This window comes from Streptomyces sp. NPDC048415 (genome assembly GCF_040651675.1).
Classification (GTDB): domain Bacteria; phylum Actinomycetota; class Actinomycetes; order Streptomycetales; family Streptomycetaceae; genus Streptomyces.
This window is the reverse complement of record NZ_JBEZKJ010000002.1, coordinates 50,689-77,247: the sequence shown is the minus strand read 5'-3', so window position 1 is coordinate 77,247 and position 26,559 is coordinate 50,689. Positions and strand designations below refer to the sequence as shown.

The following is a 26,559-nucleotide window of genomic DNA, read 5'->3' as shown; positions in this document are numbered from 1 at the left end:
CGGCGAAGGCCCGGGCCTCCCTCACGGGACCCGGGCCTTCCCTATCCGGTGGCGTCCGTCACGCCGCCACCGGAACCCGAGGCGCGGCGCCGTTCGTCGCCGGCGACAGCGCCAGCTCCAGGACCTGGCGGACGTCCGTGACGGCGTGGACGTCGAGCTTGTCCAGGACCTCGGCCGGGACATCGTCCAGGTCGGCCTCGTTGCGCTTGGGGATGACGACCGTGGTGACGCCCGCCCGGTGCGCGGCGAGCAGCTTCTGCTTCACCCCGCCGATGGGCAGGACGCGCCCGGTCAGCGAGACCTCACCCGTCATCGCCACGTCCGTACGGACCAGCCGCCCGGACAGCAGCGACGCCAGCGCCGTCGTCATGGTGACGCCCGCGCTCGGGCCGTCCTTGGGGACCGCGCCCGCCGGGAAGTGGATGTGCACGCCCCGGTCCTTCAGGTCGCCGACGGGGAGTTCGAGCTCCGCGCCGTGCGAGCGCAGGAAGCTCAGCGCGATCTGCGCCGACTCCTTCATCACGTCACCCAGCTGACCGGTGAGGGTCAGACCGGCCGCGCCCGTCTCCGGGTCGGCCAGCGACGCCTCCACGAAGAGGACGTCACCGCCCGCGCCGGTGACGGCCAGACCGGTGGCGACACCCGGGACCGCCGTGCGGCGCTCGGCCGGGTCCTGGGCGGACTCGGGCACATGGTGCGGGCGCCCGATGAGACCGCGCAGATCCGCGTCGGTCACCGTGAACGGCAGCTCACGGTCGCCCAGTTCGTGCTGGGCCGCGACCTTGCGGAGCAGTCGCGCGACGGCCCGCTCCAGGTTGCGTACGCCCGCTTCCCGGGTGTACTCCCCCGCGAGCTTGCGCAGCGCGCTCTCGTCGAGGGTGACCTCGTCCTTCTCCAGACCGGCCCGCTCCAGCTGGCGCGGCAGCAGGTGGTCCCGGGCGATGACGACCTTCTCGTCCTCGGTGTAGCCGTCCAGGCGAACCAGCTCCATACGGTCGAGCAGTGCCTCGGGGATGGCTTCGAGGACGTTGGCCGTGGCGAGGAACACGACGTCGCTGAGGTCGAGTTCGACCTCCAGGTAGTGGTCGCGGAAGGTGTGGTTCTGGGCGGGGTCGAGGACTTCGAGCAGGGCCGCCGCCGGGTCGCCGCGGAAGTCGGAGCCGACCTTGTCGATCTCGTCGAGCAGGACCACCGGGTTCATCGACCCGGCCTCCTTGATGGCGCGGACGACACGGCCGGGCAGCGCGCCGACGTACGTACGCCGGTGGCCGCGGATCTCGGCTTCGTCCCGTACGCCACCGAGGGCGACGCGGACGAACTTGCGGCCCATGGCGTGCGCGACGGACTCGCCGAGCGAGGTCTTGCCGACGCCGGGAGGCCCGACGAGCGCGAGCACCGCGCCGCCGCGCCGCCCGCCGACCACGCCGAGCCCACGCTCGGAGCGCCGCTTGCGCACCGCGAGGTACTCGGTGATCCGCTCCTTCACGTCCTCGAGGCCCGCGTGCTCGGCGTCGAGGATCGCCTTGGCACCCTGGATGTCGTACTCGTCCTCAGTCCGCTCGTTCCACGGCAGTTCGAGCACGGTGTCGAGCCAGGTCCGGATCCAGGAGCCCTCGGGCGACTGGTCGCTGGAGCGCTCGAGCTTCTCGACCTCCTTGAGCGCGGCCTCGCGGACCTTCTCCGGGAGGTCGGCGGCCTCGACGCGGGCGCGGTAGTCGTCGGACTCGTCCTCGCCCTCCTCGCCCTTGAGGTCGCGCAGCTCCTTGCGGACGGCCTCGAGCTGGCGCCGCAGCAGGAACTCGCGCTGCTGCTTGTCGACGCCTTCCTGTACGTCCTTGGCGATGGACTCGGCGACATCCTGCTCGGCGAGGTGCTCGCGGAGCTGCTCGGTGGCGAGCTTCAGGCGGGCGATGGGGTCGGCGGTCTCCAGGAGCTCCACCTTCTGCTCGATGGAGAGGAAGGGCGAATAACCGGAATTGTCGGCAAGGGCGGAAACGTCATCAATCTGCTGTACGCGGTCCACGACCTGCCAGGCGCCGCGCTTGCGGAGCCAGCTGGTGGCGAGGGCCTTGTACTCCTTGACCAGGTCGGCGACCCGGCCGGGCAGCGGGTCGGGCACGATCTCGTCGACCCGGGTGCCCTCGACCCAGAGGGCGGCACCGGGACCGGTGGTCCCCGCGCCGACCTGCACGCGCCCACGTCCGCGGATCAGCGCGCCCGGGTCGCCGTCGGCCAGGCGGCCGACCTGCTCGACGGTGCCGAGCACACCTGTGCCCGCGTACGTCCCGTCGATGCGTGGCACCAGCAGGACCTGCGGCTTGCCCGGCGTCGAACGCGCGGCGGCCTGGGCGGCCTCCACGGCGGCGCGTACATCGGTGTCGTTGAGGTCCAGCGGAACCACCATCCCGGGCAGCACGACCTCGTCATCGAGTGGCAGCACGGGCAAGGTGAGCGGTGTGGACGTGGCAGCCATGATCTCCCCTTCGGCAGTCAAGTTGAGCTATGCCGACTCAATGCTTGTGAGCTTCCGATTGTTCCCCAGGGCCGTTCGCTGTGAGCGATCACCCGTGTGGGGCGGGCGGGGGCACCACTATCGCCCCTACGTAAGAGCCGAGGTCCAGGCCCCGCTGACGAGCGCGAAGTTCACCGGGGACGCCTGAACCTGATGATCACCCGGGGCAGTGGGCGAGGACCGGCGGGTGCGACCGAGCGGCGTGGGGTGATCGTCGGGGCCGGGGCCGGGGTGACGGCCGACGTGGGCGCGGCCGCGGCACGGCGGGGGCGGCGGGGCCATGGCCGCTGTACGGGCGGCGCAGGGGAGCGGCGGGGCCGAGGGGAAGGCGCCAGTGGGACCCACCTCGGCGCCGGTCGTCAGCCGGGCTCCCGCCACCACCGCGAGCGACTCCCCGGGCGGCAAACCCACCACCACCACGAGCGACCCCGGGCGGCAAGCGCTCCGCCACCCCGAGCCCGCCGCGGCAAGCGCTCCGCCGGCCCCCATATCCTCCTCGTCGTCACCGACGAGGACGCCCGTGCCCGTCGGCGTAACTACCGCGAAGGAGCGCCGGCTCGGCATTCCGGAGCTGGCGTGCCGACTCGCTGTGAACCGGTGTGGCTGACGCAGCAGGGGGTGCGCGCGTCGCTGCTGCCCGGCGCCGCCGCTCGGCGCCCGCGCCGCACCCACGGCCATGTCGAGATCCCGATCGCCAGGGCCATCAGGTGACCCCAGTTCGTCATCGGGTCCTCGAAGGCGATCAGGTCCTCGACGAGCATCGCGCCGAAGCCGAGCAGCACCGGCCAGCGCAGCCACGGCGAAAGCAGTCCGGCGAGCGCGCCGACGCTCGCGGCGACACCGAAGCTGATGCCGTAGTCGAGGCGGTGCAGGGAGCTGTCGGGCAGATGGCCCGCCCACACCGAGAGCCCGACCGGCACTTCGGTGGCCAGCGTGGCCAGCACATGTCCGAGCAGGAAGACCCCGGCCGTCCGCGGCCCGCCCGTCCGCCGCTCGAGGCCGGTCAGGACGAGCAGGAACCCGATCGCGTACGGCGAGGTGATGCCGCCCACGATCCACAGCGCGCTCGCGATCAGTACGAGCGCCGGGGACCGCACCAGGTGCGCGACGTCCGTGCTGGACGCCTGGTGCAGCGCGTGCACGAGCGAGGGGTCCGCGTGGTCGGTGAAGACCGACGTCACGGCGAGGACGACCGCGTAGGCGAAGGTGAAGGGCGTACCGGTGGGGGTGGGGAACAGCCGCCAGGGGCGGAGGGTGCGGAGCCGGGCGAGGGGGCGGGAGGCATCCGGGGATGTCGGGCCCGGCGTCGGGACCACAGTGGCCCGGCGGACCGGCACCGCGAGGGAACCGCCACGCTGCCTGGGCACCCCGTCCAGCAAGGGCGCACCCGTCACCGGGTCCGTGAGCGCGGCGTCAGCCCGCTCGGTCGCGCTCCGCTCCACGGTGAGGCGCTCCTTCCGTTACATCCCACCCTTGGTGTCCCAGGCGTCGCTGTCTATGACCGACGCCACGCGAGAGCCGATTCACAGCAACCGCAGAGGGTCGTCAGGCGTCCGGGGCGAGGCCGTTTCCCTCGACCGTGATCGACCGCAGCAGCCGGTCGGCGTACCCGCGCAGGCGGCCCACCATGTCGAAGCCCTTGGGGTCGAGGACCCACTGGACCTGGAGTCCGTCCATGACGGCGGCGGTCTCCTGGCACACCGCGACGATGTCGGTGTCGGGCTTCAGTTCGCCGCTCTCGACGGCGTGCCGCAGCGGGTCGGACATGTGCGCGACGAGATCCACGTACCGCTGGGTGAAGTAGGCGTGTGCCGGGTGCCCCGGGTCGCCGGCCTCGGCGGCGAGGACGTTGAACATCCGGGTCCGGCCGAGCCGCGTGCTGTTGTACTCGGCGAGCTGGACCAGGGCCGCATAGCACTCGGCGGCCGAGACGAACGCGTGGGAGAAGAACAGCTCCGTGTCGTTCTCCTCGCAGCGTGCCAGGACCTGCACGAGAAGGTCCTCCTTGCTGCGGAAGTGGTGCAGCAGGCCGCCCTGGGTGATGCCGACGTCCTTGGCGATGCGGGCCAGTGAGGACGCATGGAACCCCCACTGCGCGAAGTGCTCGACGGCGGCGTCCAGGATCCGCGAGCGGCGCTCGTCACCCACGGCGTACGTCCCCCGGCCTGGGCCTTTGCGAGGCTTCCGGCTCTCGTTGTGCACCATGACCGTCACCTTAGCCCGCTCGGGGAACCCTCCTCGTGGCCGCCTGGAACCGGCGGTTACACGAGTCATCAGCCCTCTTTTTCAAGCCATGCGCGGCGTGATTCTGACCACGTGATCAAAACCTACTACCCACTCGGTTTTGGTGTTTCCCTAAGGGCGCCCGGTGCGGCAAGGAAGCCGCCCTCGTCCCCATGGAGAGCCGCCATGGCCGTCACGCCAGACGCCTCGCTCGGCGCCCGCTCGCCCGAGCTCCCCGCGCAGGACGCCCCCTCGTCCGAAGCTCCCGCAAGGCTCATCGCCACCCTCGGATTCGCTCAGTTCGGCGCCTATCTCGCCGTCCTCACGCCGGTGATGGTCACCCTCGCCCTACGGGTCAGCCAGATCGTCCCGGAGGACGACCGAAGCGCCGCGCTCGGTCAGGTACTGTCCGTCGGCGCCCTGCTCGCGATGGTCGCCAACCCCGTCTTCGGCGCCCTGTCCGACCGCACGACCAGCCGCTTCGGCCGCCGCCGGCCCTGGCTGCTGGGCGGCATGGTGGCCGGCCTCGGCGGTCTGCTGGTCGTCGCGCTCGGCTCCGACGTACTGACCCTGATGCTCGGCTGGGCGCTCGCGCAGCTCGGCATCAACGCCGCCCTGGCCGCGCTGACCTCCTGCATCCCGGACCTGATCCCCCCGCGGCAGATGGCCCGCGTCTCGGGCGTCGTCGGCATGACGACACCGCTCGCGATCATCACCGGCTCCGGGCTGGCACAGGCGTTCAGCGGCTCGATGGCCTCGCCTTCCTCGTCCCGGGCGCCATCGGCGTCGTCTCCGTCGGCTGCCTCGCCGCCGTGATGAAGGACCGCCCGGCCCGGCCGGGAGCCTTCGCGCCCTACAGCTTCAAGGAGTTCCTGCGCAGCTTCTGGGTCAGCCCGCGCACGCACCCCGACTTCGCCTGGAACTTCGCGGGCCGCTTCCTGGTCTTCACCGGCGCCTCCTGTGTGACCAGTTACCAGGTGTACTTCCTGATGGACCGCCTCGGTTACAGCGACGACGACGTCTCCGGCAAGGTCTTCGCCGGCACCCTCGCCATGGTCGCCGCGATCGTGCTCGGCTCACTGCTCGGCGGCCAGCTCTCCGACCGGTCGGGCCGCCGCAAGCCGTACGTCCTCGGGTCCTCCCTCGTGATGGCCGTCAGTCTCGGGATGATCGCCTCGGCGCAGTCCTTCGGGACATACGTCGCCGCCCTGGTCGTCTTCGGCTTCGGCGAGGGCCTCTATCTCTCCGTCGACATGGCGTTGGCCGCCGCGGTCCTGCCGAACCCCGAGGAGTCCGCCAAGGACATGGGCGTCCTGAACATCGGCAACGCCCTCCCCCAGTCCCTCGTCCCCATGATCGCCCCCGCGTTCCTCGCGATCGGCGGCGGCGGCAACTACGGCGCGCTGTTCCTCTTCGGCGCGGTCTGCGCCGTACTGGGCGCCTTCGCCGTCCAGTTCATCCGCTCCGTCAAGTAACCCCACGTACGAAGGAAGCCCGGGATGACCATCCCCCCGTACCGCGACCCGCACCGCCCCGTCGACGAGCGCGTCGAGGACCTCCTGGCCCGCATGACCCTGGAGGAGAAGGCGGGCCAGCTCTTCCACTCCATGCTCGGCATGAGTGCCGACGGAACCTTCGCCACCGAGGGCCCCTTCGTGCACGCCTCCACCCCCGAGCTGGTCGAGGACAGGGGTCTGACCCACTTCAACCTCATCGGGCAGTACGGCGTCCGTGAGACCGCCCAGTGGGTCAACCGGATCCAGGAGCTGGCGGCGGGCACCCGTCTCGGCATTCCGGTCACCCTCTCCACCGACCCGCGCCACGCGTTCACCGACAACCCGGGCGCGTCCTTCAACTCCGGTGCCTTCTCGGCCTGGCCCGAGCCGCTGGGCCTGGCCGCGATCGGCGACCCGGAGCTGGTCGAGAAGTTCGGCGACACGGTGCGTCGCGAGTATCTGGCGGTGGGCTTCCGGGTGGCCCTGCACCCGCAGATCGACCTGGCCACCGAGCCGCGCTGGTCGCGCCAGTCCGGCACGTTCGGCTCGTCCGCGGAACTGACGAGCGCACTGGTACGGGCGTATGTCCGCGGTCTTCAGGGCGCGCGGCTCGGTCCGGAGTCCGTGGCGGCCATGGTCAAGCACTTCCCCGGCGGCGGACCGCAGAAGGACGGCGAGGACCCGCACTTCGCGCACGGCAAGGAGCAGGTCTACCCCGGCGGGATGCGCGACTACCACCTGGCGCCGTTCAAGGCGGCCATCGAGGCCGGCTGCTCGCAGATGATGCCGTACTACGGACAGCCGGTCGGCACGGACTGGGAGGAGGTCGGCTTCGGCTTCAACCGCGATGTCCTCACCGGTCTGCTGCGCGGGCGCCTCGGCTTCGACGGCGTCATCTGCACCGACTGGGGCCTGCTCACCGACGCGCCCATCTTCGGTGAGCTGTTCCCCGCCCGCGCCTGGGGCGCCGAGCACCTCTCCGTCGCCGAACGCGCGGCGAAGGCGCTGGACGCGGGCGCCGACCAGTTCGGCGGCGAGCAGTGCCCCGAGGTGATCGTCGAGCTGGTTCGCTCCGGGCGCGTGAGCGCGGCACGTATCGATGAATCCGTACGTCGACTCCTGCGCGAGAAGTTCGTGCTCGGCCTCTTCGAGAACCCCCATGTCGATCCCGACCGGGCCGAGGAGACCGTCGGGGCGGGCGAGTTCACCGCGCTCGGCGAGGCCGCCCAGCGCCGCTCCCTCACCGTTTTGACCAACCACGCGCTGCTGCCCGTCGAGGGCCGCCCGAACCTGTACGTCCGGGGCGTCAGCGAACGGACGGCGTCGGCGTACGGCAATGTCGTCGCCGATCCCGTCGCCGCGGACCTGGCCGTGCTGCGCCTGCGCACCCCGCACGAGAAGCGTCCCGGGCTCTTCGAGTCCTTCTTCCACTCCGGCTCACTCGCCTTCCCCGAGGACGAGCTGAAGGAGATCCTGCGGCTCCTGGACACCACGCCCACGCTCGTGTGCGTCAACCTGGAGCGGCCCGCCGTCCTCCCGGAGATCGCCGCGAAGGCCGCCGCGCTCGTCGCCGACTACGGCGCGAGCGACGCGGCACTCCTCGACGTCACCTTCGGGCGGGCACGGGCCGAGGGCCGTCTGCCGTTCGAACTGCCGCGCTCCATGGCGGCGGTGGAGGCGTCCCGGCCCGACGTGCCCAATGACACCGAGGACCCGGTGTTCGCCTGCGGGCACGGGCTCTGAACCGGTAATTCAGGTGCCCATCCCGGCGAAACTGCCAGGATGGGCGCCATGACTGCCTCGTACGAGACCCCCGTGGTCATCGATCGCCGTGAGGGCCCGTACGGCGAAGTCGTGCTGCGGCGACACGGCGCGCTGCTGCAGATCATCGCCAACGGGTGCTTTCTGATGGACACCTCCGACGGCCGCTCGGAGCGGCTGCTGGTGGACGCCGCGTACGACGCACTGGACGGGCGCCCGGAGCCGAGTGTCCTGATCGGCGGGCTCGGCGTCGGGTTCTCGCTCGCACACGCGGCCGCCGACGCACGGTGGGGGCGCATCACGGTCGTCGAGCGCGAGCCGGCCATCATCGACTGGCACCGTGAGGGACCGCTCGCCGGGCTGTCCGCGCGGGCCCTCGCCGACCCGCGTACGGACATCGTCGAGGCCGATCTGCTCGCGTTCGTCAATGAGATTTCCGCCACGTACGACGCTTTGTGTCTCGACATCGACAACGGGCCCGGCTGGACGGTCACCGAGGGCAACGAGGGCCTGTACTCGAAGGCCGGACTGGCAGGCTGCGCAAGGGCGTTGAGGCCCGGCGGAGTGCTCGCCGTGTGGTCCGCGCAGCCCTCTCCGGAATTTGAAGGAACCCTACGGAATGCCGGGTTCCAACGGGTGCGTACCGAAGAGATCCCGGTTGCCCGGGGCGTTCCGGACGTCGTACACCTCGCGGTAAGGCCTGGATAGCCGAGGCACGGTGACTGCCCGTACTCTGCTTCCCTGACGCGGATCATTCAAGCGTCAAGCGCAGTCATGGGATCACCCCACGGATTCCGGAAAGCACACTTCAGGGGCGGGCGATGGAGCAGACACACACCTCCCACAACGGCACGGCGGCGACCCCGGGCGCTCAGCGCCGGGTGTTGGTGGTCGAGGACGACCCGACGATCGTCGACGCCATCGCGGCCCGCCTGCGTGCCGAGGGATTCCTGGTGCAAACCGCGGGCGACGGTCCGGCCGCCGTCGACACCGCCGAGGCCTGGCAGCCCGATCTGCTGATCCTCGACATCATGCTGCCCGGCTTCGACGGCCTGGAGGTCTGCCGCCGGGTGCAGGCCGCGCGCCCGGTGCCGGTGCTGATGCTCACCGCGCGCGACGACGAGACCGACATGCTGGTCGGGCTGGGCGTCGGCGCCGACGACTACATGACCAAGCCGTTCTCGATGCGCGAGCTGGCCGCCCGCGTGCACGTCCTGCTGCGCCGGGTGGAGCGGGCCGCGCTGGCCGCCTCGACGCCGCGCAGCGGGATCCTGCGGCTCGGTGAGCTGGAGATCGACCACGCGCAGCGCCGGGTGCGGGTGCGCTCGGAGGACGTGCATCTGACGCCCACCGAGTTCGACCTGCTGGTGTGCCTGGCGAACACCCCCCGCGCCGTCCTCTCGCGCGAGCAGCTGCTCGCTGAGGTCTGGGACTGGGCGGACGCCTCCGGCACCCGTACCGTCGACAGCCACATCAAGGCGTTGCGCCGGAAGATCGGCGCCGAGCGGATCCGCACGGTGCACGGTGTGGGCTATGCGCTGGAGACCCCGACTCCCTGAGCGGGCGTCTGTCGGGACCTTCGTGAGGGGCTGATGGCATGAGCGGGCTCGGAGAGCGCGGGTTCGGCGAGGGTCGCTTCGGGAGCCGCGTCGGCGGGGGTCGCTTCGGGGAGCGCAGGAGCGCGAATCCCTGGGGTGGCGTGCGGCCGTTCTCGATCAAGACGAAGCTCGGCACGCTGGTCGTCGTCTCGGTGTTCATCACCACCGGTCTGCTGATGATCGCGGTGCGCACGGAGACCGAGCTGCGCTTCATCACCGTCTTCTCGATGATCGCCACCCTGCTGATCACGCAGTTCGTGGCGCATTCGCTGACCGCCCCGCTGGACGAGATGAACGCGGTGGCCCGGTCCATCTCGCACGGCGACTACACCCGTCGGGTGAGCGACAGCCGCCGTGACGAGCTGGGCGACCTGGCCGAGACGATCAACCTCATGGCCGACGAGCTGGAGGCACAGGACCGCCAGCGCAAGGAACTCGTGGCGAATGTCTCGCACGAGCTGCGCACCCCCATCGCGGGCCTGCGCGCGGTCCTGGAGAACGTCGTGGACGGTGTCTCCGCCGCCGACCCCGAGACGATGCGTACGGCGCTGAAGCAGACGGAGCGCCTCGGCCGGCTCGTGGAGACGCTCCTTGATCTCTCCAGGCTGGACAACGGCGTCGTACCGCTGCGCAGGAGGCGTTTCGAGGTCTGGCCGTACCTGTCGGGTGTGCTCAAGGAGGCCAACATGGTCGCCTCCGCGCGCGCGGGCATCGCCTCGGGCTCCGGCAGCCACACCCGCACCGACGTCCATCTGCACCTCGACGTGTCCCCGCCCGAGCTGACCGCGCACGCGGACCCGGAGCGGATCCACCAGGTCGTGGCCAATCTCATCGACAACGCGGTCAAGCACAGCCCGCCGCACGGCCGGGTGACGGTCAAGGCCCGACGCGGCGAGTGCCCGGAGTCGCTGACCCTGGAGGTCCTGGACGAGGGGCCCGGCATTCCGAAGTCGGAGTGGCACCGCGTCTTCGAGCGGTTCAACCGGGGCGGGGTGCCCTCGCCGCACGGCCCGGGCAGCGACGGCGGTACGGGTCTGGGCCTCGCCATCGCGCGCTGGGCGGTCGATCTGCACGGCGGCCGGATCGGTGTGGCCGAATCCCAGCGGGGCTGCCGGATCCAGGTCACCCTTCCGGGACTTCCCTCTCTGCCAAGTTGACGTAAAGTTCGAACCGGAGCCACAAGATCCATCCGTGTCGCCACTGGCGGACACGTGTGATCAGGCAGGGGGCCGCGTGAGTCGTACCGCGACCCGGGATCGACGCACCCATTCCGGGCCGGAACCCCGCTTGTTTCCCGCCATTTCCACAGGCGAAACACGGTTTCCGATGTGACTTGCGCGACGTTGGACGGGCCCGGCCTGACCTTCTCCGCCAGGGAGGCGTAGCCTTTATTCCCGCTGTCCATCACCTTGTGAAGCGGAAGAGGGCGGTTGCCGCCGTGTCGCCACAGTCCCCCAGTAACTCGAGCATCTCGACCGACACCGACCAAGCCGGGAAGAACCCCACGGCTGCGTTCGGTGCCAATGAGTGGCTCGTCGACGAGATCTATCAGCAGTACCTCCAGGACCCGAATTCGGTAGACCGCGCCTGGTGGGACTTCTTCGCCGATTACAAGCCCGGGGCGCCCGCCGCCGCGGCTCCGGCGGGTACTGCGGCCGCGGGGGCCGCAGGGACCACCCCGTCTACAACGCCTCCGGCCGCGCCTGCCGCTCCGGTCGCCCCTGCGGCGCCGCCCGCGGCTCCGGCTCAGACCGCCCCGGCTCAGGCCGCTCCGGCCGCTCCGAAGCCCGCTGCCGCCGCTCCGGCTCCGGCCGCCCCGGCGCCGGCGCCCGCGAAGCCCGCCGCGGCCAAGCCGGCCGCCGCGAAGGCCGCCCCCGCGGCCGAGGCCCCCGGGGGCCCGGAGTACGTCCCGCTGCGCGGTCCCGCCGCCGCGGTCGCGAAGAACATGAACGCCTCGATCGAGGTGCCCACGGCCACGTCCGTGCGCGCGGTCCCGGTGAAGCTGCTCTTCGACAACCGCATCGTCATCAACAACCATCTCAAGCGCGCCCGGGGCGGGAAGATCTCCTTCACCCACCTCATCGGCTACGCGATGGTGCAGGCCATCAAGGCCATGCCGTCGATGAACTGGCACTACGCGGAGAAGGACGGGAAGCCCACCCTCGTCAAGCCGCCGCACATCAACTTCGGCCTCGCCATCGACCTGGTGAAGCCCAACGGGGACCGCCAACTGGTCGTCGCGGGCATCAAGAAGGCCGAGACGCTGAACTTCTTCGAGTTCTGGCAGGCCTACGAGGACATCGTCCGCCGCGCCCGTGACGGCAAGCTGACGATGGACGACTTCACCGGCGTCACGGTGTCCCTGACCAACCCCGGCGGCCTCGGCACCGTCCACTCCGTGCCGCGTCTGATGCCCGGCCAGTCGGTCATCATGGGCGTCGGCTCGATGGACTACCCGGCGGAGTTCCAGGGCACCTCCCAGGACACCCTGAACAAGCTCGGCATCTCGAAGGTCATGACGCTCACGTCGACCTACGACCACCGGGTGATCCAGGGCGCCGCGTCCGGCGAGTTCCTGCGCGTCGTCGCGAACCTGCTGCTCGGTGAGAACGGCTTCTTCGACGAGATCTTCGAGTCGCTGCGGATTCCCTACGAGCCGGTCCGCTGGCTCAAGGACATCGACGCCAGCCACGACGACGACGTCACCAAGGCCGCCCGCGTCTTCGAGCTGATCCACTCCTACCGGGTCCGCGGCCACGTCATGGCCGACACCGACCCGCTGGAGTACCGCCAGCGCAAGCACCCCGACCTGGACATCACCGAGCACGGGCTCACCCTGTGGGACCTGGAGCGCGAGTTCGCGGTCGGCGGCTTCTCCGGCAAGTCGATGATGAAGCTGCGCGACATCCTGGGCGTGCTGCGCGACTCGTACTGCCGCACCACCGGCATCGAGTTCATGCACATCCAGGACCCCAAGCAGCGCAAGTGGATCCAGGACCGCGTCGAGCGCCCGCACTCCAAGCCGGAGCGCGAGGAGCAGCTGCGCATCCTGCGCCGGCTGAACGCGGCGGAGGCCTTCGAGACCTTCCTGCAGACGAAGTACGTCGGCCAGAAGCGCTTCTCGCTCGAGGGCGGCGAGTCGGTCATCCCGCTGCTCGACGCCGTCATCGACAGCGCCGCCGAGTCGCGTCTGGACGAGGTCGTCATCGGCATGGCCCACCGCGGCCGGCTGAACGTGCTCGCGAACATCGTCGGCAAGTCGTACGCGCAGATCTTCCGCGAGTTCGAGGGCAACCTCGACCCGAAGTCGATGCACGGCTCCGGCGACGTGAAGTACCACCTGGGCGCGCAGGGCACCTTCACCGGCCTGGACGGCGAGCAGATCAAGGTCTCGCTGGCGGCCAACCCGTCCCACCTGGAGACGGTCGACCCGATCATCGAGGGCATCGTCCGCGCCAAGCAGGACATCATCAACAAGGGCGGCACGGACTTCACGGTCCTGCCGGTCGCCCTGCACGGTGACGCGGCCTTCGCGGGCCAGGGTGTGGTCGCCGAGACGCTCAACATGTCGCAGCTGCGCGGCTACCGCACGGGCGGCACGGTCCACATCGTCATCAACAACCAGGTCGGCTTCACCGCCGCCCCGGAGTCCTCGCGCTCCTCGATGTACGCCACCGACGTGGCCCGCATGATCGAGGCGCCGATCTTCCATGTGAACGGCGACGACCCCGAGGCCGTCGTCCGCGTGGCTCGCCTGGCCTTCGAGTTCCGCCAGGCGTTCAACAAGGACGTCGTCATCGACCTGATCTGCTACCGCCGCCGCGGACACAACGAGTCCGACAACCCGGCGTTCACGCAGCCGCTGATGTACGACCTGATCGACAAGAAGCGCTCGGTGCGCAAGCTGTACACCGAGTCCCTGATCGGCCGCGGCGACATCACCCTCGAAGAGGCCGAGCAGGCGCTGCAGGACTTCCAGGGCCAGCTGGAGAAGGTCTTCACCGAGGTCCGCGAGGCCGTCTCGGCTCCGGCCGAGGCTGTTGTCCCGGACACCCAGGCCGAGTTCCCGGTCGCCGTGCCCACCGCGGTCTCCCAGGAGGTCGTGAAGCGGATCGCCGAGTCCCAGGTCAACATCCCCGACCACGTCACCGTGCACCCGCGGCTGCTGCCGCAGCTGCAGCGCCGGGCGGCGATGATCGAGGACGACACGATCGACTGGGGCATGGGCGAGACCCTGGCCGTCGGTTCGCTGCTCCTCGAGGGCACGCCGGTGCGCCTGTCGGGCCAGGACTCGCGCCGCGGCACCTTCGGCCAGCGCCACGCGGTGCTGATCGACCGGGTCACGGGCGAGGACTTCACCCCGCTCCAGTACCTCTCGGACGACCAGGCCCGCCTGAACGTCTACGACTCGCTGCTGTCCGAGTACGCGGTCATGGGCTTCGAGTACGGCTACTCGCTGGCCCGGCCCGACGCTCTCGTGCTCTGGGAGGCGCAGTTCGGCGACTTCGTCAACGGCGCGCAGACGATCGTCGACGAGTACATCTCGGCGGCGGAGCAGAAGTGGGGCCAGACGAGCGGCGTCACCCTCCTCCTCCCGCACGGCTACGAGGGCCAGGGCCCGGACCACTCCTCGGCCCGCATCGAGCGCTTCCTCCAGCTGTGCGCACAGAACAACATGACGGTCGCTCAGCCGACGCTCCCGTCGAACTACTTCCACCTCCTGCGGTGGCAGGTGCACAACCCGCACCACAAGCCGCTGGTGGTCTTCACCCCGAAGTCGATGCTGCGCCTCAAGGCCGCCGCGTCGAAGACGGAGGAGTTCACCACGGGCGCGTTCCGTCCGGTCATCGGTGACGAGTCGGCCGACCCGGCCGCCGTCCGCAGGGTCGTCTTCTGCGCCGGCAAGCTGTACTACGACCTCGAGGCCGAGCGGAAGAAGCGCGGCAGCACGGACACGGCCATCATCCGCATCGAGCGCCTGTACCCGCTGCCGGGTGCCGAGCTCCAGGCGGAGATCGCCAAGTACCCGAACGCCGAGAAGTACCTGTGGGCCCAGGAGGAGCCGGCGAACCAGGGCGCGTGGCCCTTCATCGCCCTCAACCTGATCGACCACCTCGACCTGGCGGTCGGCGCCGACGTCCCGCACGGCGAGCGCCTGCGCCGTATCTCGCGTCCGCATTCCTCCTCCCCCGCCGTGGGTTCCGCGAAGCGGCACCAGGCGGAGCAGGAGCAGCTGGTGCGTGAGGTGTTCGAGGCGTAGGTCTCGGCACACGGTCGCCTACGACGGCGGAGGCCCGGTTCCCCTGCGGGGGAACCGGGCCTCCGGCTTGCGGCACCGAGGACCGGCAGCGCCCTCTACGTCTCCTGCGGCTCGAAGTCCCAGTAGGGCCGGTTGCGGGAGCGCGCCGAGATGGTGTGGACGTGCCGGGGGCCGAGCGTGGCGTCCAGGTCGGCGAGGGCCTCCTGCTCGGTCTTCTCGGCCTGTTGACGGTCCCTCAGCGCGCGCAGGTCGGCGGCGAGGGCGATACGGGCGGACAGTGTCAGCGGGTGGGTGCGGCCAAGTGCCTCGGCCGCCCGGGTGACCGCTTCCTGGCTGAGCGCGGTGGCGCCCTCGGGGTCGCCGACGAGGTTGCGCAGGGCGGCGGCGTTGAGGGCGCAGCCCAGCGTCCAGGGGTGGTTCTCGCCCACCGCCGCGGTCATGTCGGCCAGCGACTGTTCGATGAGGACATGGGCGTGGTCTCGCTCACCGACGCTGCGCAGCACCAGGGCGTGGTTGCCGCGGACCCCGGCGATATAGGGGTGTCCCTCGGCGAGCATCACCTCATAGCGGGCGACGACGGACTCGCCGAGTTCCCGGGCCTGGTCGATGTCACCGTGCTCCCGCGCGAAGCAGCTCATGGTGGCCGCGAACCTCAGCGTCTGCGGGTCCGTCTCACCCAGCACACGCTCACAGCGTTCCAGCACACGGCTGAGCAGTGTGCCGGCCGCGCCGCGGTCGCCGCTGCGGTAGTGGCACAGGGCGAGATTCTGTTCGGCCTCCAGGGTCTGCGGCGCGTCGGTCCCCATGACGAGGCGGTACTCGCGCACATTCTTCGTCTGGATCGACTCGGCCTCGGTGTAGCGGCCCAGCAGGCGCAGATTGACGGCGTAGTGGAGTTCGGAGGAAAGCGCCCATGGGTGCCGTGCCCGCAGCAGCAGCCGGCGTGCCTCCATCGTCCGCCGGTCGATGTCCAGTGCCTCCTCGTACCGCCCCAGCAGCCGCAGCGACACCCCCAGGTTGTTCTGCGCGCTGAGGGTGCGGGAGTCCTGTTCGCCCAGGAGGTCGCGGTACGTCACGAGGAGCCGCTGGGACAGCTCCAGCGCCTCGTCGTAGCGCGCGAGCCCGCGCAGGTCCGCGGCGAGGCCGCCGACCGCGCGCAGATGGTCCAGGTCCTGCTCGCCGCGCTGTTCGCGCAGATGGTCGACGGCGGCGCGCTCGATGGCCTCCGTGCGCTCGTAGTCGCCGACCGCGCGGAGCAGGTTGGCGTAGTGGTGGGTCAGCTCCCAGATCCTGGGATGGTTCTCGCCGAGCAGCGAGCGCCAGGCCTTCAGGGCGCGTGCGCCGAGCTTGATGCCGGCGCGGTACTCGCCCGAGAGGTACATGTACCGAAGGCAGTTGAAGACCAGCGTCTGCACCGCCGGGTCCTTGCTCTTCAGCACGTCGGCGAACTTCAGGTGCGGGACGATTTCCGCGTATCCGGGCCACAGGCGGGTGTCCGTGGGCCGCCGAGGATCCGCCGCGGCCAGCGCTCGCCGCACCACGTCGATGAACTCGCGGCGGTCCTCGTCCGGCATGTCCTTGTGGACGATCTGGTGGACCATGCGGTGGAGGTAGAGGGACTCACCGGAGGACGCGGTCTCGTCGGTGGCCGTCTCGTGGGACTCCAGACGGACGACGGAGTACTGGCGGAGCTGGTTGATCGCCTTGTTCCACAGCAGCGGGTCGTTGAGGAGGCCGGCGATCTGCTCGGGCAGTTCGTCGTGCGGCATCTCCTTCAGGAGGCGTACGGGGATGAAGCCCGGTGCGAAGAAGGTGCACAGGCGGAGCAGGTCGACGGACTCCGGGACGGTGTCGCGGAGCTTGTTCAGGAGTATCGACCAGGCGGTCTGGAAGGCGACCGGGAAGTCCGCGGAAATCTTGACGACGTCCTGGTCGATGCCGCCGTCCAGCAGGGCGATGTACTCCCGCACCGAGAGGTCGGAGTCGTTGAGCCAGCCGGCCGTCTGGTCGAGCAGGAGGGGCAGGTCCTCCAGCACGTCCGCGAGTTGGTCGGCCTCGGGCTCGGACAGGCGGGGCGCCCGGCGGCGGATGAAGGCCACCGACTCGTCGCGCTGGTAGACCGGCACTTCCAGCAGCTTGCTGTTGTGCTCGGTCCACTCGGGATTGCGCGAGGTGATCAGGACGTGGCCGGCCCCTGTCGGTACGAGGTCCCAGATCTGGTCGGGCTCGTCCGCGCCGTCCAGGATCAGCAGCCAGCGCGAGTACGGGTCGCCGCGGCGCAGCGAGTCCCGTACGGCGCGCAGCCGCTCGCCGTACTCGGCGCCGGTGGACAGGCCCAACTGCGGTGCCAGTTCGGCCAGTCGGCGCCGATAGGTGACGCGTTTCTCGGCGTTGACCCACCACACCACGTCGTACTCGGAACCGAAGCGGTACACGTACTCGGCGGCGAGCTGGGTCTTGCCCACGCCCGACATGCCGTGCAGGGTGACCACGCCCGCGCCGGGTTCGGCGCCCTGGAGGAGGTGGTAGGCGTCGTTCAGGAGCGGCTCGCGGCCGGTGAAGCGGGTGTTGCGGCGCGGTACACCGCCCCACACCTCGGGCATGGCCGCCGGGAAGCGAGGGCCCTGGCGGGCGCCTTCGGCGGAGTCCGGGAGGGGTTCGGCGGGCAGGTCGAGGCGGTCAAGGACGCGGCGCTCGGCCTCGTCGGCGCCCATGTTGTTCAGCTCGACCGCGGCGAGTGCGACGGTGGCGGCCGGCAGCGGACTGGTGGTGACGGAGACGGCCGCGAAGCGGGTCGGGTCCGGGGCGACGACCTCGCGCAGCGCGGTGTTCCACTCGTCGTGGGTGCGCGGGCCCAGCTGGAAATACCACTCACTGACGATGATCAGGATCCGGCCCTGGGCGAGCTTCAGGTCGCGCAGCAGGTCCACGAGCGGCACTTCGGCCGGGGAATCCCAGCGCTGGTACACGACGCGATGGCCACGGCGCTCCAGACGGTCCCCGATCCAGGCTGCCCAGGCCCGGTTGAAACCGGCGAAGCTGATCGTGACGGTCTGCTTCGCGGCCCCCCTCTCGGCTGGCCCGACCGGCGTACGAGCTCCAGACATGCAGCGGCCTCCCCGCGCGTGATTTTAGAACCGGTGCGAGGTCCGGCGATAGGCACTGACGGATACCAGTCGCTTGCTCCACACTTCCTTCTCAAGCGACGATCTTGGCGCACTGACCGGCCCACGTCTCGGAACCCGCGGCTTTCGGCGAGGATGGCTCAATCGAGTAGGGGGGCGCGGCATGTTCGGCGAGCGCGCGACGGGCCCCGCGCGCCGCGTGGTGCGTGGTGCGGGCGCCGCGCACGGCTCATTCGCGCGGCGCGTGGCGCTGCGTCCACAGGGCGCGCGCCGCCCGTACGTACGCCTGCGCGCGCGCCGTCTGCCCGCGCGGCGCGGGATGGTCGGCCAGCCGTTCGTACACCCCGACCATCTGGTCGACGAACCGGCGTCCCTGGGAGGTGAGATCGCCGGAGCCCACGAGCGCCGGCAGGACGGCCCCGACCTGCTGCCGGTAACGCGCGTGCTGGGACCAGGCGGCGTCCCGCCGGGCCGGGCTGGTGGTGGCGAGCGCGCTGCGCTGGAAGAAGTCGGCCAGCGCGAGGTGGGAGTAGGCGCCCTGCAACAGACCGTCGTAGGGACGGGGGTCTGGGCGCCAGGGCGCGAAGTAGCGGGCCTCCGGGCCGCCGTGATGAAGCGTCAATACGTCGCTGAGGGCGGCGAGTTTCGCGTGCTGGAGTTCGTGCACGAGGGTGGCCGCGAATGCGGTGGCGGTCGCGGGTGCGCTGCTGAGCACGGCGCCGAAGGCCTCGCGCCGGGTGCCGCTGCAACTGCCGCCCGGCCGGCCGCCGTGCGTCGTGCCGGGCGGCGCGGACAGCGGAACCAGGCAGCGCAGCAGGGCCACGGCCTCCGCGAGCCGCTGCGCACCGCCGACTTCGAGCACGGTCGCGGTGCCCGACCAGGCGTGCAGCCAGTGTTTGCGTTCGGCGTCGTCGAGGGCGACCGGGCCGCTCAGCGCGTGGTGGCGGGGCTCGCCGCGCACGGTGCGGTACGGGTCGAGGTCGTCCAGCGGCAGGGGTGCGGAGCCGGGCAACAGACCGGGCAGCGCGTGCGCGGGCGTCCAGGCGGGGGAGCCGGACCACGCCCCGATGCCGGTCTGCGGGTGTACGACGATGTCCGCCTCGCCCGGCCGGCGCAGGGTCAGCCGGTTGCGGCGGTGCACGACGTCCACCGGCGTGTCCCCAGGAACGGCCGTCCGCAGCGCCCCGAGCGAGGGCAGCGTCAGCACTCCGTCGCGCGCGGTCAGCCGGACCGCGAAGGACACCCCGGCCCGCACGGCGGCCGCGGCGGCGAGCGCCCCGAAGTAAGCGAGGTCACGGCCCAGTTCGTGTGCGTCCCGCTCGGTGGGGGACCCGCCTCCCGCGCGGAGTCCGCGCAGACAGTTGCGGGCCCAGGGGCCGACGAAGGGGTGCAGGAGGCGTGCTCGTACGGGAGAGAGCGGGGCGCCTGCGGGGTCGGCGTCATCCGGGGAGGCCGCTGAGGCGCCGCCCAGGGACGCGGGAAGCGAGCCGCCATCCCAGGATGCCGGCCAGGCGCCGTCGGCCAAGAACCCGGTGGGAGCGCCGCCCCTCGGGAAGGCCATCGAAGCGGCGCCCCCCGGCGAGGTCGGCGGGGTGTCGTCACGCCGGAAGGCCATCGGGCCGCCGTCGCTGCGCGAGGCCATCGGGATGCCGTCACTCCGGGAGGCCATCGGGATGCCGTCACTCCGGAAGGCCATCGACCCGGCCTCGCCCGCGGGCGAGGCCGCCCCGGCTTCCGCGTACCCCCACGTCTTGGGCGCGGCTCGCGGTGTCACCCGGTCCGCCTCCTCCAGCAGCGCCCAGTCCTCCCGCAGCCGTGCCCGGGCAGCGGGTGGGCAGACGCCGGCGTCGGCTGCCTCCGTGGCATCGAGCACCGCGCGCAGCAGCAGCAGGCGCCGCGTGTGCTGGTCGCGTACGAGGAGCCCCAGGGTCCCTGGGCCGCCTTCGGTGCGGCCGAGTTCGGTCAGGACCCGCTCCGGGACCACCGGCAGCATCACGGGGTGCCTCCTTCGAGCGAGGCGGGGACGGGAGCGGCTGCCTCGGCGAGCCTGTCCGCCACATGACGGATGAGGAGCTGAAGGTCGGCGCAGTAGACGGAGGGGTTGGCGAAACCGTTTCCGGCGCGGTAGCGGTGGGCGTAGTGACCGCCTCCGCAGACGGTGAGCAGCGGGCAGGTCCGGCAGCGCGCGGCCAGCGAGGCGGCGCCCGCCTGCCGGGCCGCGACACCGGGATGGCGCAGGGCCTCGTCGAAGGTGTTCCGGAAGACGTCGAGGCCGGTCGCCGCCGCCCCCTCGTAACAGGACTTCAGGGAGTCGACCTGCTCGATCGACCCGTCGGTCTCCACGACCACGGCGTCGAAGGGCGCGAGACCCAGCGACTCGGTGGCGGCAGGCAGCCCGAACAGCAACGCGATGCACTCCTCGAACAGGCGCACCCGTGTCTCCCGCCGCCCGGCCTCCCACCAGCGGTCGAAGACGGCACACAGCCATTTTCCGTACCGGGCACCGGTGTCGTCCCAGTGCGGCGGCGGCGCCGACCAGTTGCCGTGCGGCAGCAGCAGGTCGAGGGCCGGTGGCCGCAGCGCGAGCAGGGACTCGTACAGCTCGACCGGGCCGGTGGTCGGGTCCACGACCGTGAGGATGCCGGCGTACGCCTCGGGGAAGCGGTCGGCGATCAGACGGGCGCCCCGGGAGGCGGCCGGCCAGGACGGGCGTCCGGCGCGGTCGGTGCGCAGCGCGTTGTGCACGGGCAGGCCGCCGTCCATGCTGATGCCGACGCGGATGCCGTGCCGGGCCAGCACGGCGAGCCGCCGCTCGGTGAGCAGGGTGGCGTTGGTCTGGACGGTGGCGTGGACCGTGCAGCCGGCCGGGACCCGGTCGCGTACGAGATCGGTGAAGCGCGCGAGGGTGTCCGCGCCCGCGAGCAGGGGCTCGCCGCCGTGCAGGACGAGGGAGAGCGCGGCCATGCCGTGGGCGCGCGCGTGTTCGCCGATTCGCAGCGCGGTCCGGGCCAGCACGTCGGGCGCGGCGGCAGCGGGGCGGGTGCGCCAGCCGGCGTCGGGGCCCTCGTAGAGGTAGCAGTAGCGGCAGGCGAGGTTACAGCGGCCGTGCACCTTGACGATGAACTGCCGGAAGGGGTAAGGCGGTTCGGAAGCCCGGACGGCGATCGCGGAGGCGGGGAGGGTGGATGTCCCGGGGGTCGCCAGGGCGGGAACGGCGGAAGCCCCGAGGGCAGCCGAGGCAGGACCGGCGTCAGCCCCGAGGACCGCCGAGGCGGGAACGACGGAAGCCCCGGGGACCGCCAAGGCAGGAACGACGGAAGTCCCGAGGACCGCCGAAGCAGGAACGACGGAAGTCCCGAGGACCGCCGAAGCAGGAACGACGGAAGTCCCGAGGACCGCCGAGGCGGGAACGGCGGAAGTCCCGGAAGTCCCGGAAGTCCCGGAGGTCACCTCTTCAGACACTCCGGCACCCCCATGCTGTACGGCCCGCGATCCACGGTACGGTCCGCGCCACGACCCCTGCCCGTACGGGGCGGCATTCCCTGGCGGGGGTCTGACGCAAACGCTTCACGATCGAACTTGTCCGGTTCAGCCGCAGAGCAGACCGAAATCGACGCGCTTCCGGCGGAGATTGACCACTTCTCCCTCAATCCCATGACTCAGAAGGCGTTGTTGAACCCCCAGAGCATCTCCGTCGGCTGCTCGGCCCGCTCCCTCAGCTCCGCCAACACCTCGGCGAGCACGGGGTGTTGAATCGTCCTGAGGTCCGCGAGATCCAGCTCCAGCAGATCCGGCAGCCGCTCCTCGGCGGCATCGCCGCCCAGTGCGTCGTCGCGTACACCCATGTCGTCCCCCTCTACCCTCACTCCGCCCCGGCGGCCGCCGGCGGGCGTTCCTCACTCCAGCTCGGCCAGCCGCTGCGCCGTCTGCCGGGCCGTCGGCTCGCCCGTGCTCACGGCGCCGTCCGGCAGCCTGGACCACTCGGCCCGGGCGGCCCGATAGGCCTCGCGTGCGGCACGCGGGCGCGCCGCCGCCTCGTAGGACATACCCCGCCAGTGATGCGCCCGCGCACCCAGCTCCACGGCCTCCTGGCGCCGTCGGTCCGTCTCCGCCGCCTCCTCGGCCTCGCGCGCCGACTCCGCCGCGGCCCGGAAGGCGTCGATCGCCTCGTCCAGCCGCGCCGGCCGGCCGAGGCTCTGGTAGGCCTCGAACTGGGCTTGCCCAAGCTCCAGCCAGCAGCGCGCCGCCGTCAGAGGCGCACCGGCCTCCAGCGCCGCGAGCCCGAAGAGGTGCTCGGCCTCCCGCAGGTCCACCCGGTCGCCGCGGGCGCGGTAGCGCAGCATCAGGGCGCGGCCGAGCAGCAGCAGGCGGTACGCCAGCTCCCCGCTGCCCGCCGGGGTCTCGGTACGGCAGTCCCGCAGCACCCGGATGGCCCGGGACAGCGACTCGCGGGTGCCGGGGCCGTTGTCCAGCACCGCCCGGCGCAGCAGCACTTCGCCCCATTCGGCGAGGACGTCCGCGTGCGCGGGCGCGTCCCGAGGGACTCCCCGTGAGGCCTGCTCGAACCGGTCGGCGGCGTCCTGGAGTTCACGCGGGTCGCCCGACTCGGCGTACCGCGCCGCCTTGACGCGCCCGGCGCGCACCAGCAGGGCGGAGCGCAGTCCCTGTTCACGGGTCTGGCCCAGCGCCTCGTCGACGTGTGCCTGGGCGTCGTCCAGCGCGCTGCCGGACTTCAGGAGGGCGTCGATGAGGTCGAGGAGGATACGGACACGCGACGGCTCCCCCGGAAGCGGGGCCTCGGGCCCGAGGTCCAGGGCGGCGCGCAGGGAGTGCGCGCCCTGTTCCGCGTACAGCCGGGCCTGTTCCTGGTCGGCCGTGGCGCCGGACAGGCGCAGCAGCACGCGGCCGTGCGCCAGCGGGAGTTCGGGCGGCCGCCGGCTCCGGTCGGGCCAGGCGTCGGCGAACGCCTCCAGCATGCCGACCGCGGCCTGGAGCAGCGCGCTGTCACCGCCCAGACGCCACTGGGCCTCCAACGCCCGCACCCGCTCGAGGGTGAGCCGCAGGGCTTCTGCGGCGTCCAGGCAGGGCGCGGCGCACGCCACCGCGTACTCCCGGTCGGCGCGGCGCAGCAGGTCGAGGGCGCCGCGCCGGTCGCCGCGGCGCCTGCGGTCGGTGGCGGCGGCGTACAACACGCGTGCGAGGACGGCCCGTTCGCGCAGGGCGCGGGGGTGCGCGACGGCCCGTTCGGCCGCCGCCTCCGCCTCGCGCAGCAGCTCCGCGCCGCCCTGCACCTCCCACAGCCGCAGCACACAGTTGGCGTACTCGGCCCACAGCTCCGGGTCGGCGGCGGTGGGCGGTTCGTGTTCGGTGGCGCCGCGCAGCAGCTGTACGGCGTCGATGAGGTCCTGCACCATGCCGTCCGTGTCGAACCGTCCGGCCAGGGAGCGGGCCCGGATCACCGCCGCGTGGGTGGGCCGCTCGTCGGGCAGCTCGTCGCGGCCCCGGCCGCCGTAGAGCGCGAACTGCTCCGGCAGCGGCATGAACCGCTCCAGGACGCGCGCGGCGACCTCGGCGAAGGGCTGCGGGACCAGCGTGGCGCCGCCGTTGTCGCCGTTCTCCCCCGGGTATCCGGTGCCCGGCGCGTACGGCCGTCCGGAGCCGCCCTCGCCGAGCTGCGCGAGCGCCAGAGCCGGGAAGTTGGGGCCGCCCTTGCCGAAGCGGTACTCGATGTACTCGGAGCAGTGCTTGAGCACCAGCATGGCCTCGTCGCGGCCCAGCGGCGACAGGAGAGCCTCCTGCACGCCGGGCGCGAACTCGTACCACTGGCCGCCGTCAGCCCCGTAGTCCTCCGCCTTGGCGCGCGACACCAGGCCGCTGAGCAGGACCTCGGCGAGTTCGGATGGGCCGGAGTCGGGCAGCATGGTGCGCTGCACGAGTTGCATCACCGGGAGGCTGAGGGGTGCGGCCGCGAGATAGCCGGCCAGGCGCCCGGCGGCCTTGGAGGCGTTGGAGCGGAAGCGGCTGACCAGTTCGAGCGCGGACGGCCGGCGCGTGGGGCGGGCGGCCTGGGCGGGCCGATGGTCGTGGCGCACCCAGCCGACCGCACCGGCCACCGGTCCCGCGCCGGCCCCGGACAGCAGCCGCGCCCAGGCGCCGAGCGCGGTGGGCTCGGGGGGCAGTACGGGAACGGCAAGCGCGCCGGCGCGGGCTTCCGGAGAACTGCCCGCCGGCAGCCGGACCTTGAGCGTGGCCGCGCCCGCGAGTGCTTCGCCGCGCGTCAACTCCCCATAGCAGACGGGCAGTCGGGTGCGGTTCCACATGCGCTGCGGCAGCGGCTGGAGTACGGCGGCGGGCCCCTGCCGGGACAGGTGGTGCAGCAGCCGGTGGGCGTGGCCGCTGTGCCACAGGGGACCCGCGCAGTCGCTGACCAGGAGGGTGATCCGGCGGCCCGTGGGGTCGCTCAGCCGGTCGGCGGAGTGCAGCGGGGCCGCGCCGGGCTGGGGACTGCGGCTGACGGCGGGTTCGCCGTCCGGGCCCTGGTGCAGATGGCTGACCTCGATGTCCCAGAAGGCGCCCAACTGGCCGAAGACCTGCTCCAGTTCGGTGAACATCCGGTCCCACACCCGCATCGACGAGGAGGCGTCCATCACCAGCTGGAGCGCCGCGTCGGCCCGCGTCACCCCGCGGAACACCGGCAGTACCAGTCCGCCGGCCCGCGCGCTCAGCTCCGCGGTCGCCGTCTCGTCGAGGACCGTGCGCAGGGGCGGCGCGGCGGTGCGGTAGCCCTGCAACGGTCGTAAGGCGCGCTGGAGTTCGAGCGGCGCGGGGAACGCCGGCGCGGCGGGCACCCCGAGCGGCAGCACCGTCGCCCGCCCCTGCCCGTGCCCCAGCGGAGCGCCGTCCCGGGGCACGGGGTACAGCGCGACGCGCCGCTCCCCTCCCCCGCCCCCCGGCGGCACCTCGGGCCGCTCAGCGGGCGGGACCGGGGCGCTGCCGGGCGGGTCCGGGCGCTCCGGGACCGGGTCGCGCCCGGGGCCCGGCAGGGCGCCGGACACCGGAACACTCGGCTCGTCAGCGTCCGCGGGGCGTGCCCAGCGAGCCAGCCACAGCGTGTCGCACAGCTGTCCGGCGTCGGGGTCGAGCCCGCCCTGCCGCATCCGGGCGATGAGTTCGGCGATCGGGTCACCGCCGGAAGGTCCCACGGACCCCGGAGGTCCAGTGCCTTCGGCCGGATCGGGCCCATGGCGCGCCGCTGCGTCAGGCATCAGCGCGTCACCTCGGGCGGTCGAGTCGCTGGATGAGCAGGTCCGCGAGTCGGTCGCGACTGGGCGGGGCGGCGGCGTCGGTGAGGTAGATGGCGTTCAACAGCTGGTCGGCGGCGACGAGTTCGCTTCGCGAGCGCTCCAGGAAGTGAGTGATCAGATCGTCCCCGGCCCGCGCGGCCTCGTCGCCGAGGTGGGCGCGTACGAAGGTGGCGAGCCGCTTGTGATCCGGGCGGCCCAGTTCGAGGTGGATGCATCGGCGCATCAGCGGAGCGGGAAAGTCACGCTCGCCATTGCTGGTGAGCACCACGAAGGGGAAGGACCGGCAGCGCACCCGGCCGTCGCGCACCCGCGCCTTGGTGCCGTCGGCGGTGAGCACCTCGGCCTCGCCGCCGGGCAGCCGGTCGGCGACGCGCTCCAGCTCCGGGATGGCGAACTCGCCCTCCTCCAGCACGTTCAGAAGATCGTTGGGCAGGTCGATATCGCTCTTGTCCAGTTCGTCGATGAGCAGCACGCGCGGGGTATCGGACGGCAGCAGCGCGGTGCCGAGGGGTCCGAGCCGGATGTAGCTGCCGATGCCCTCGACGGAGCCGGGAGACCCCGGAGTCGCGGGATCGGCGCCCTGGGGAGCGGCGATCTGCACATCCTGGAGCCGGGCGATCGCGTCGTAGTGGTAGAGCCCGTCCTGCAGGGTGGAGCGGCTGACGATCGGCCAGCGCAGCACATTGCCGAGGCCCAGTTCGTACGCCACCGAGTGCGCGAGCGTGCTCTTGCCCGCGCCCGGGCTGCCGGTGACCAGCAGGGGGCGGCGCAGATAGAGGGCCGCGTTGATCATCTCGAGTTCCTCGGCGCCCGGCCGGTGCAGTTCGGCCAGATGCCGGTGCGCGCCCAGCCTGCGGTCCTCGGAGCCGTCGCCGTTGCTCCCGGCCGCGTCCCGGCTCGCGAAGTCACGCCAGGGGGGCGGGGCCGGAAGGCGGTCTATGCCGTCGTGGGGTTCTCCGGCGCCTCGGTAGATGAGCCACTCGCTGGATTCGGTCATTGCCCAGTCCTCGTCGTCACTCGTCCACCACGCAGGCCGTCGGACGTGCTTCACCGTATCGACCCGCGGGGGGCCTCGTAAGGGCCCGGTTCGGGCTGTCGACGGGGACCTGGCACGGGGCCCGGGCGGGGACCCCGTAAGGGCTCCTGATGAGGGCCTGGCGCGCGCTCCCGGCGGGGCCCCGGTGCGGCCTCGCGCGGGGTTGTCCGGTCATGGCTCTCACGGCGGTCATGGCCCTCGCGGCGGTCACGGCGGTCACGGCGGTCACGGCCCTCGCGGCGGT

Annotated in this window: 16 protein-coding genes; 7 read left to right on the top strand and 9 right to left on the bottom strand. The window is 71.9% G+C overall.

The window, feature by feature from the left end:
• Positions 1-58: 58 nt before the first annotated feature.
• From lon to AB0D27_RS01905, 3 genes are all read right to left on the bottom strand, one after another.
• Positions 59-2,473, bottom strand: coding sequence for an endopeptidase La (gene lon, locus AB0D27_RS01915; protein WP_362500984.1), 2,415 nt, complete (start codon positions 2,471-2,473; stop codon positions 59-61).
• A 575-nt stretch (positions 2,474-3,048) separates the two neighbouring features.
• Complete coding sequence (locus tag AB0D27_RS01910; protein WP_362500983.1) at positions 3,049-3,954, bottom strand: rhomboid-like protein; 906 nt, start codon at positions 3,952-3,954, stop codon at positions 3,049-3,051.
• 103 nt (positions 3,955-4,057) lie between these two features.
• Complete coding sequence (locus AB0D27_RS01905) at positions 4,058-4,717, bottom strand: TetR/AcrR family transcriptional regulator (RefSeq protein WP_362500982.1); 660 nt, start codon at positions 4,715-4,717, stop codon at positions 4,058-4,060.
• Between the two features lie 204 nt (positions 4,718-4,921).
• Between AB0D27_RS01905 and AB0D27_RS01900 the strand changes: the two genes are divergently transcribed.
• The 7 genes from AB0D27_RS01900 (at position 4,922) to AB0D27_RS01870 (ending at position 14,850) form a co-directional block, all read left to right on the top strand.
• Entirely contained in the window at positions 4,922-5,551 is a 630-nt protein-coding gene (locus AB0D27_RS01900; protein WP_362500981.1) for an MFS transporter, read from the top strand.
• Positions 5,551-6,210, top strand: coding sequence for an MFS transporter (locus AB0D27_RS01895; RefSeq protein ID WP_362501403.1), 660 nt, complete (start codon positions 5,551-5,553; stop codon positions 6,208-6,210). The genes AB0D27_RS01900 and AB0D27_RS01895 overlap by 1 nt, the downstream gene beginning before the upstream one ends.
• Before the next feature lie 24 nt (positions 6,211-6,234).
• Positions 6,235-7,974 (top strand): glycoside hydrolase family 3 N-terminal domain-containing protein, encoded by a 1,740-nt coding sequence (locus tag AB0D27_RS01890; RefSeq protein WP_362500980.1) that lies wholly within the window; start codon positions 6,235-6,237, stop codon positions 7,972-7,974.
• Positions 7,975-8,022: 48 nt separating this feature from the next.
• A complete protein-coding gene (locus AB0D27_RS01885; protein ID WP_362500979.1) occupies positions 8,023-8,700 on the top strand; it encodes a spermidine synthase in 678 nt (225 codons plus the stop codon).
• A gap of 113 nt (positions 8,701-8,813) precedes the next feature.
• Entirely contained in the window at positions 8,814-9,551 is a 738-nt protein-coding gene (locus AB0D27_RS01880) for a response regulator transcription factor (protein WP_266496121.1), read from the top strand.
• Positions 9,552-9,589: 38 nt separating this feature from the next.
• On the top strand, positions 9,590-10,747 hold the full coding sequence (locus tag AB0D27_RS01875) for a HAMP domain-containing sensor histidine kinase (protein WP_362500978.1): 1,158 nt from the start codon (positions 9,590-9,592) through the stop codon (positions 10,745-10,747).
• A gap of 281 nt (positions 10,748-11,028) precedes the next feature.
• Entirely contained in the window at positions 11,029-14,850 is a 3,822-nt protein-coding gene (locus tag AB0D27_RS01870; protein WP_362500977.1) for a multifunctional oxoglutarate decarboxylase/oxoglutarate dehydrogenase thiamine pyrophosphate-binding subunit/dihydrolipoyllysine-residue succinyltransferase subunit, read from the top strand.
• Between the two features lie 95 nt (positions 14,851-14,945).
• Here the strand turns inward: AB0D27_RS01870 and fxsT are convergent, their stop codons facing one another.
• From fxsT to AB0D27_RS01840, 6 genes are all read right to left on the bottom strand, one after another.
• Entirely contained in the window at positions 14,946-17,957 is a 3,012-nt protein-coding gene (gene fxsT / locus AB0D27_RS01865) for an FxSxx-COOH system tetratricopeptide repeat protein (RefSeq protein ID WP_362500976.1), read from the bottom strand.
• A gap of 247 nt (positions 17,958-18,204) precedes the next feature.
• Positions 18,205-19,968 (bottom strand): HEXXH motif-containing putative peptide modification protein, encoded by a 1,764-nt coding sequence (locus AB0D27_RS01860; protein ID WP_362501401.1) that lies wholly within the window; start codon positions 19,966-19,968, stop codon positions 18,205-18,207.
• Positions 19,968-21,140: an FxsB family cyclophane-forming radical SAM/SPASM peptide maturase gene (locus AB0D27_RS01855; protein ID WP_362501399.1), complete on the bottom strand. Its 1,173-nt coding sequence runs from the start codon at positions 21,138-21,140 to the stop codon at positions 19,968-19,970. Before AB0D27_RS01855 ends, AB0D27_RS01860 begins: the two co-directional genes overlap by 1 nt.
• Positions 21,141-21,634: 494 nt before the next feature.
• Positions 21,635-21,820 carry an FxSxx-COOH cyclophane-containing RiPP peptide gene (gene fxsA, locus AB0D27_RS01850; protein WP_362500975.1) on the bottom strand — a complete coding sequence of 62 codons (186 nt, stop codon included), beginning with the start codon at positions 21,818-21,820 and terminating at the stop codon, positions 21,635-21,637.
• 51 nt (positions 21,821-21,871) lie between these two features.
• On the bottom strand, positions 21,872-25,240 hold the full coding sequence (locus AB0D27_RS01845) for an SAV_2336 N-terminal domain-related protein (protein WP_362500974.1): 3,369 nt from the start codon (positions 25,238-25,240) through the stop codon (positions 21,872-21,874).
• 7 nt (positions 25,241-25,247) lie between these two features.
• Positions 25,248-26,276: a MoxR family ATPase gene (locus AB0D27_RS01840; protein WP_362500973.1), complete on the bottom strand. Its 1,029-nt coding sequence runs from the start codon at positions 26,274-26,276 to the stop codon at positions 25,248-25,250.
• Positions 26,277-26,559: the final 283 nt, after the last annotated feature.

Coding starts and splice junctions, on each gene's coding strand:
- lon (WP_362500984.1), bottom strand. CDS start 2,473: ATGGCTGCCACGTCCACACCGCTCACCTTGCCCGTGCTGCCACTCGAT.
- AB0D27_RS01905 (WP_362500982.1), bottom strand. CDS start 4,717: ATGGTGCACAACGAGAGCCGGAAGCCTCGCAAAGGCCCAGGCCGGGGG.
- AB0D27_RS01900 (WP_362500981.1), top strand. CDS start 4,922: ATGGCCGTCACGCCAGACGCCTCGCTCGGCGCCCGCTCGCCCGAGCTC.
- AB0D27_RS01895 (WP_362501403.1), top strand. CDS start 5,551: ATGAAGGACCGCCCGGCCCGGCCGGGAGCCTTCGCGCCCTACAGCTTC.
- AB0D27_RS01890 (WP_362500980.1), top strand. CDS start 6,235: ATGACCATCCCCCCGTACCGCGACCCGCACCGCCCCGTCGACGAGCGC.
- AB0D27_RS01885 (WP_362500979.1), top strand. CDS start 8,023: ATGACTGCCTCGTACGAGACCCCCGTGGTCATCGATCGCCGTGAGGGC.
- AB0D27_RS01880 (WP_266496121.1), top strand. CDS start 8,814: ATGGAGCAGACACACACCTCCCACAACGGCACGGCGGCGACCCCGGGC.
- AB0D27_RS01875 (WP_362500978.1), top strand. CDS start 9,590: ATGAGCGGGCTCGGAGAGCGCGGGTTCGGCGAGGGTCGCTTCGGGAGC.
- fxsT (WP_362500976.1), bottom strand. CDS start 17,957: ATGTCTGGAGCTCGTACGCCGGTCGGGCCAGCCGAGAGGGGGGCCGCG.
- AB0D27_RS01860 (WP_362501401.1), bottom strand. CDS start 19,968: ATGCTGCCGGTGGTCCCGGAGCGGGTCCTGACCGAACTCGGCCGCACC.
- fxsA (WP_362500975.1), bottom strand. CDS start 21,820: ATGGGTGTACGCGACGACGCACTGGGCGGCGATGCCGCCGAGGAGCGG.
- AB0D27_RS01845 (WP_362500974.1), bottom strand. CDS start 25,240: ATGCCTGACGCAGCGGCGCGCCATGGGCCCGATCCGGCCGAAGGCACT.
- AB0D27_RS01840 (WP_362500973.1), bottom strand. CDS start 26,276: ATGACCGAATCCAGCGAGTGGCTCATCTACCGAGGCGCCGGAGAACCC.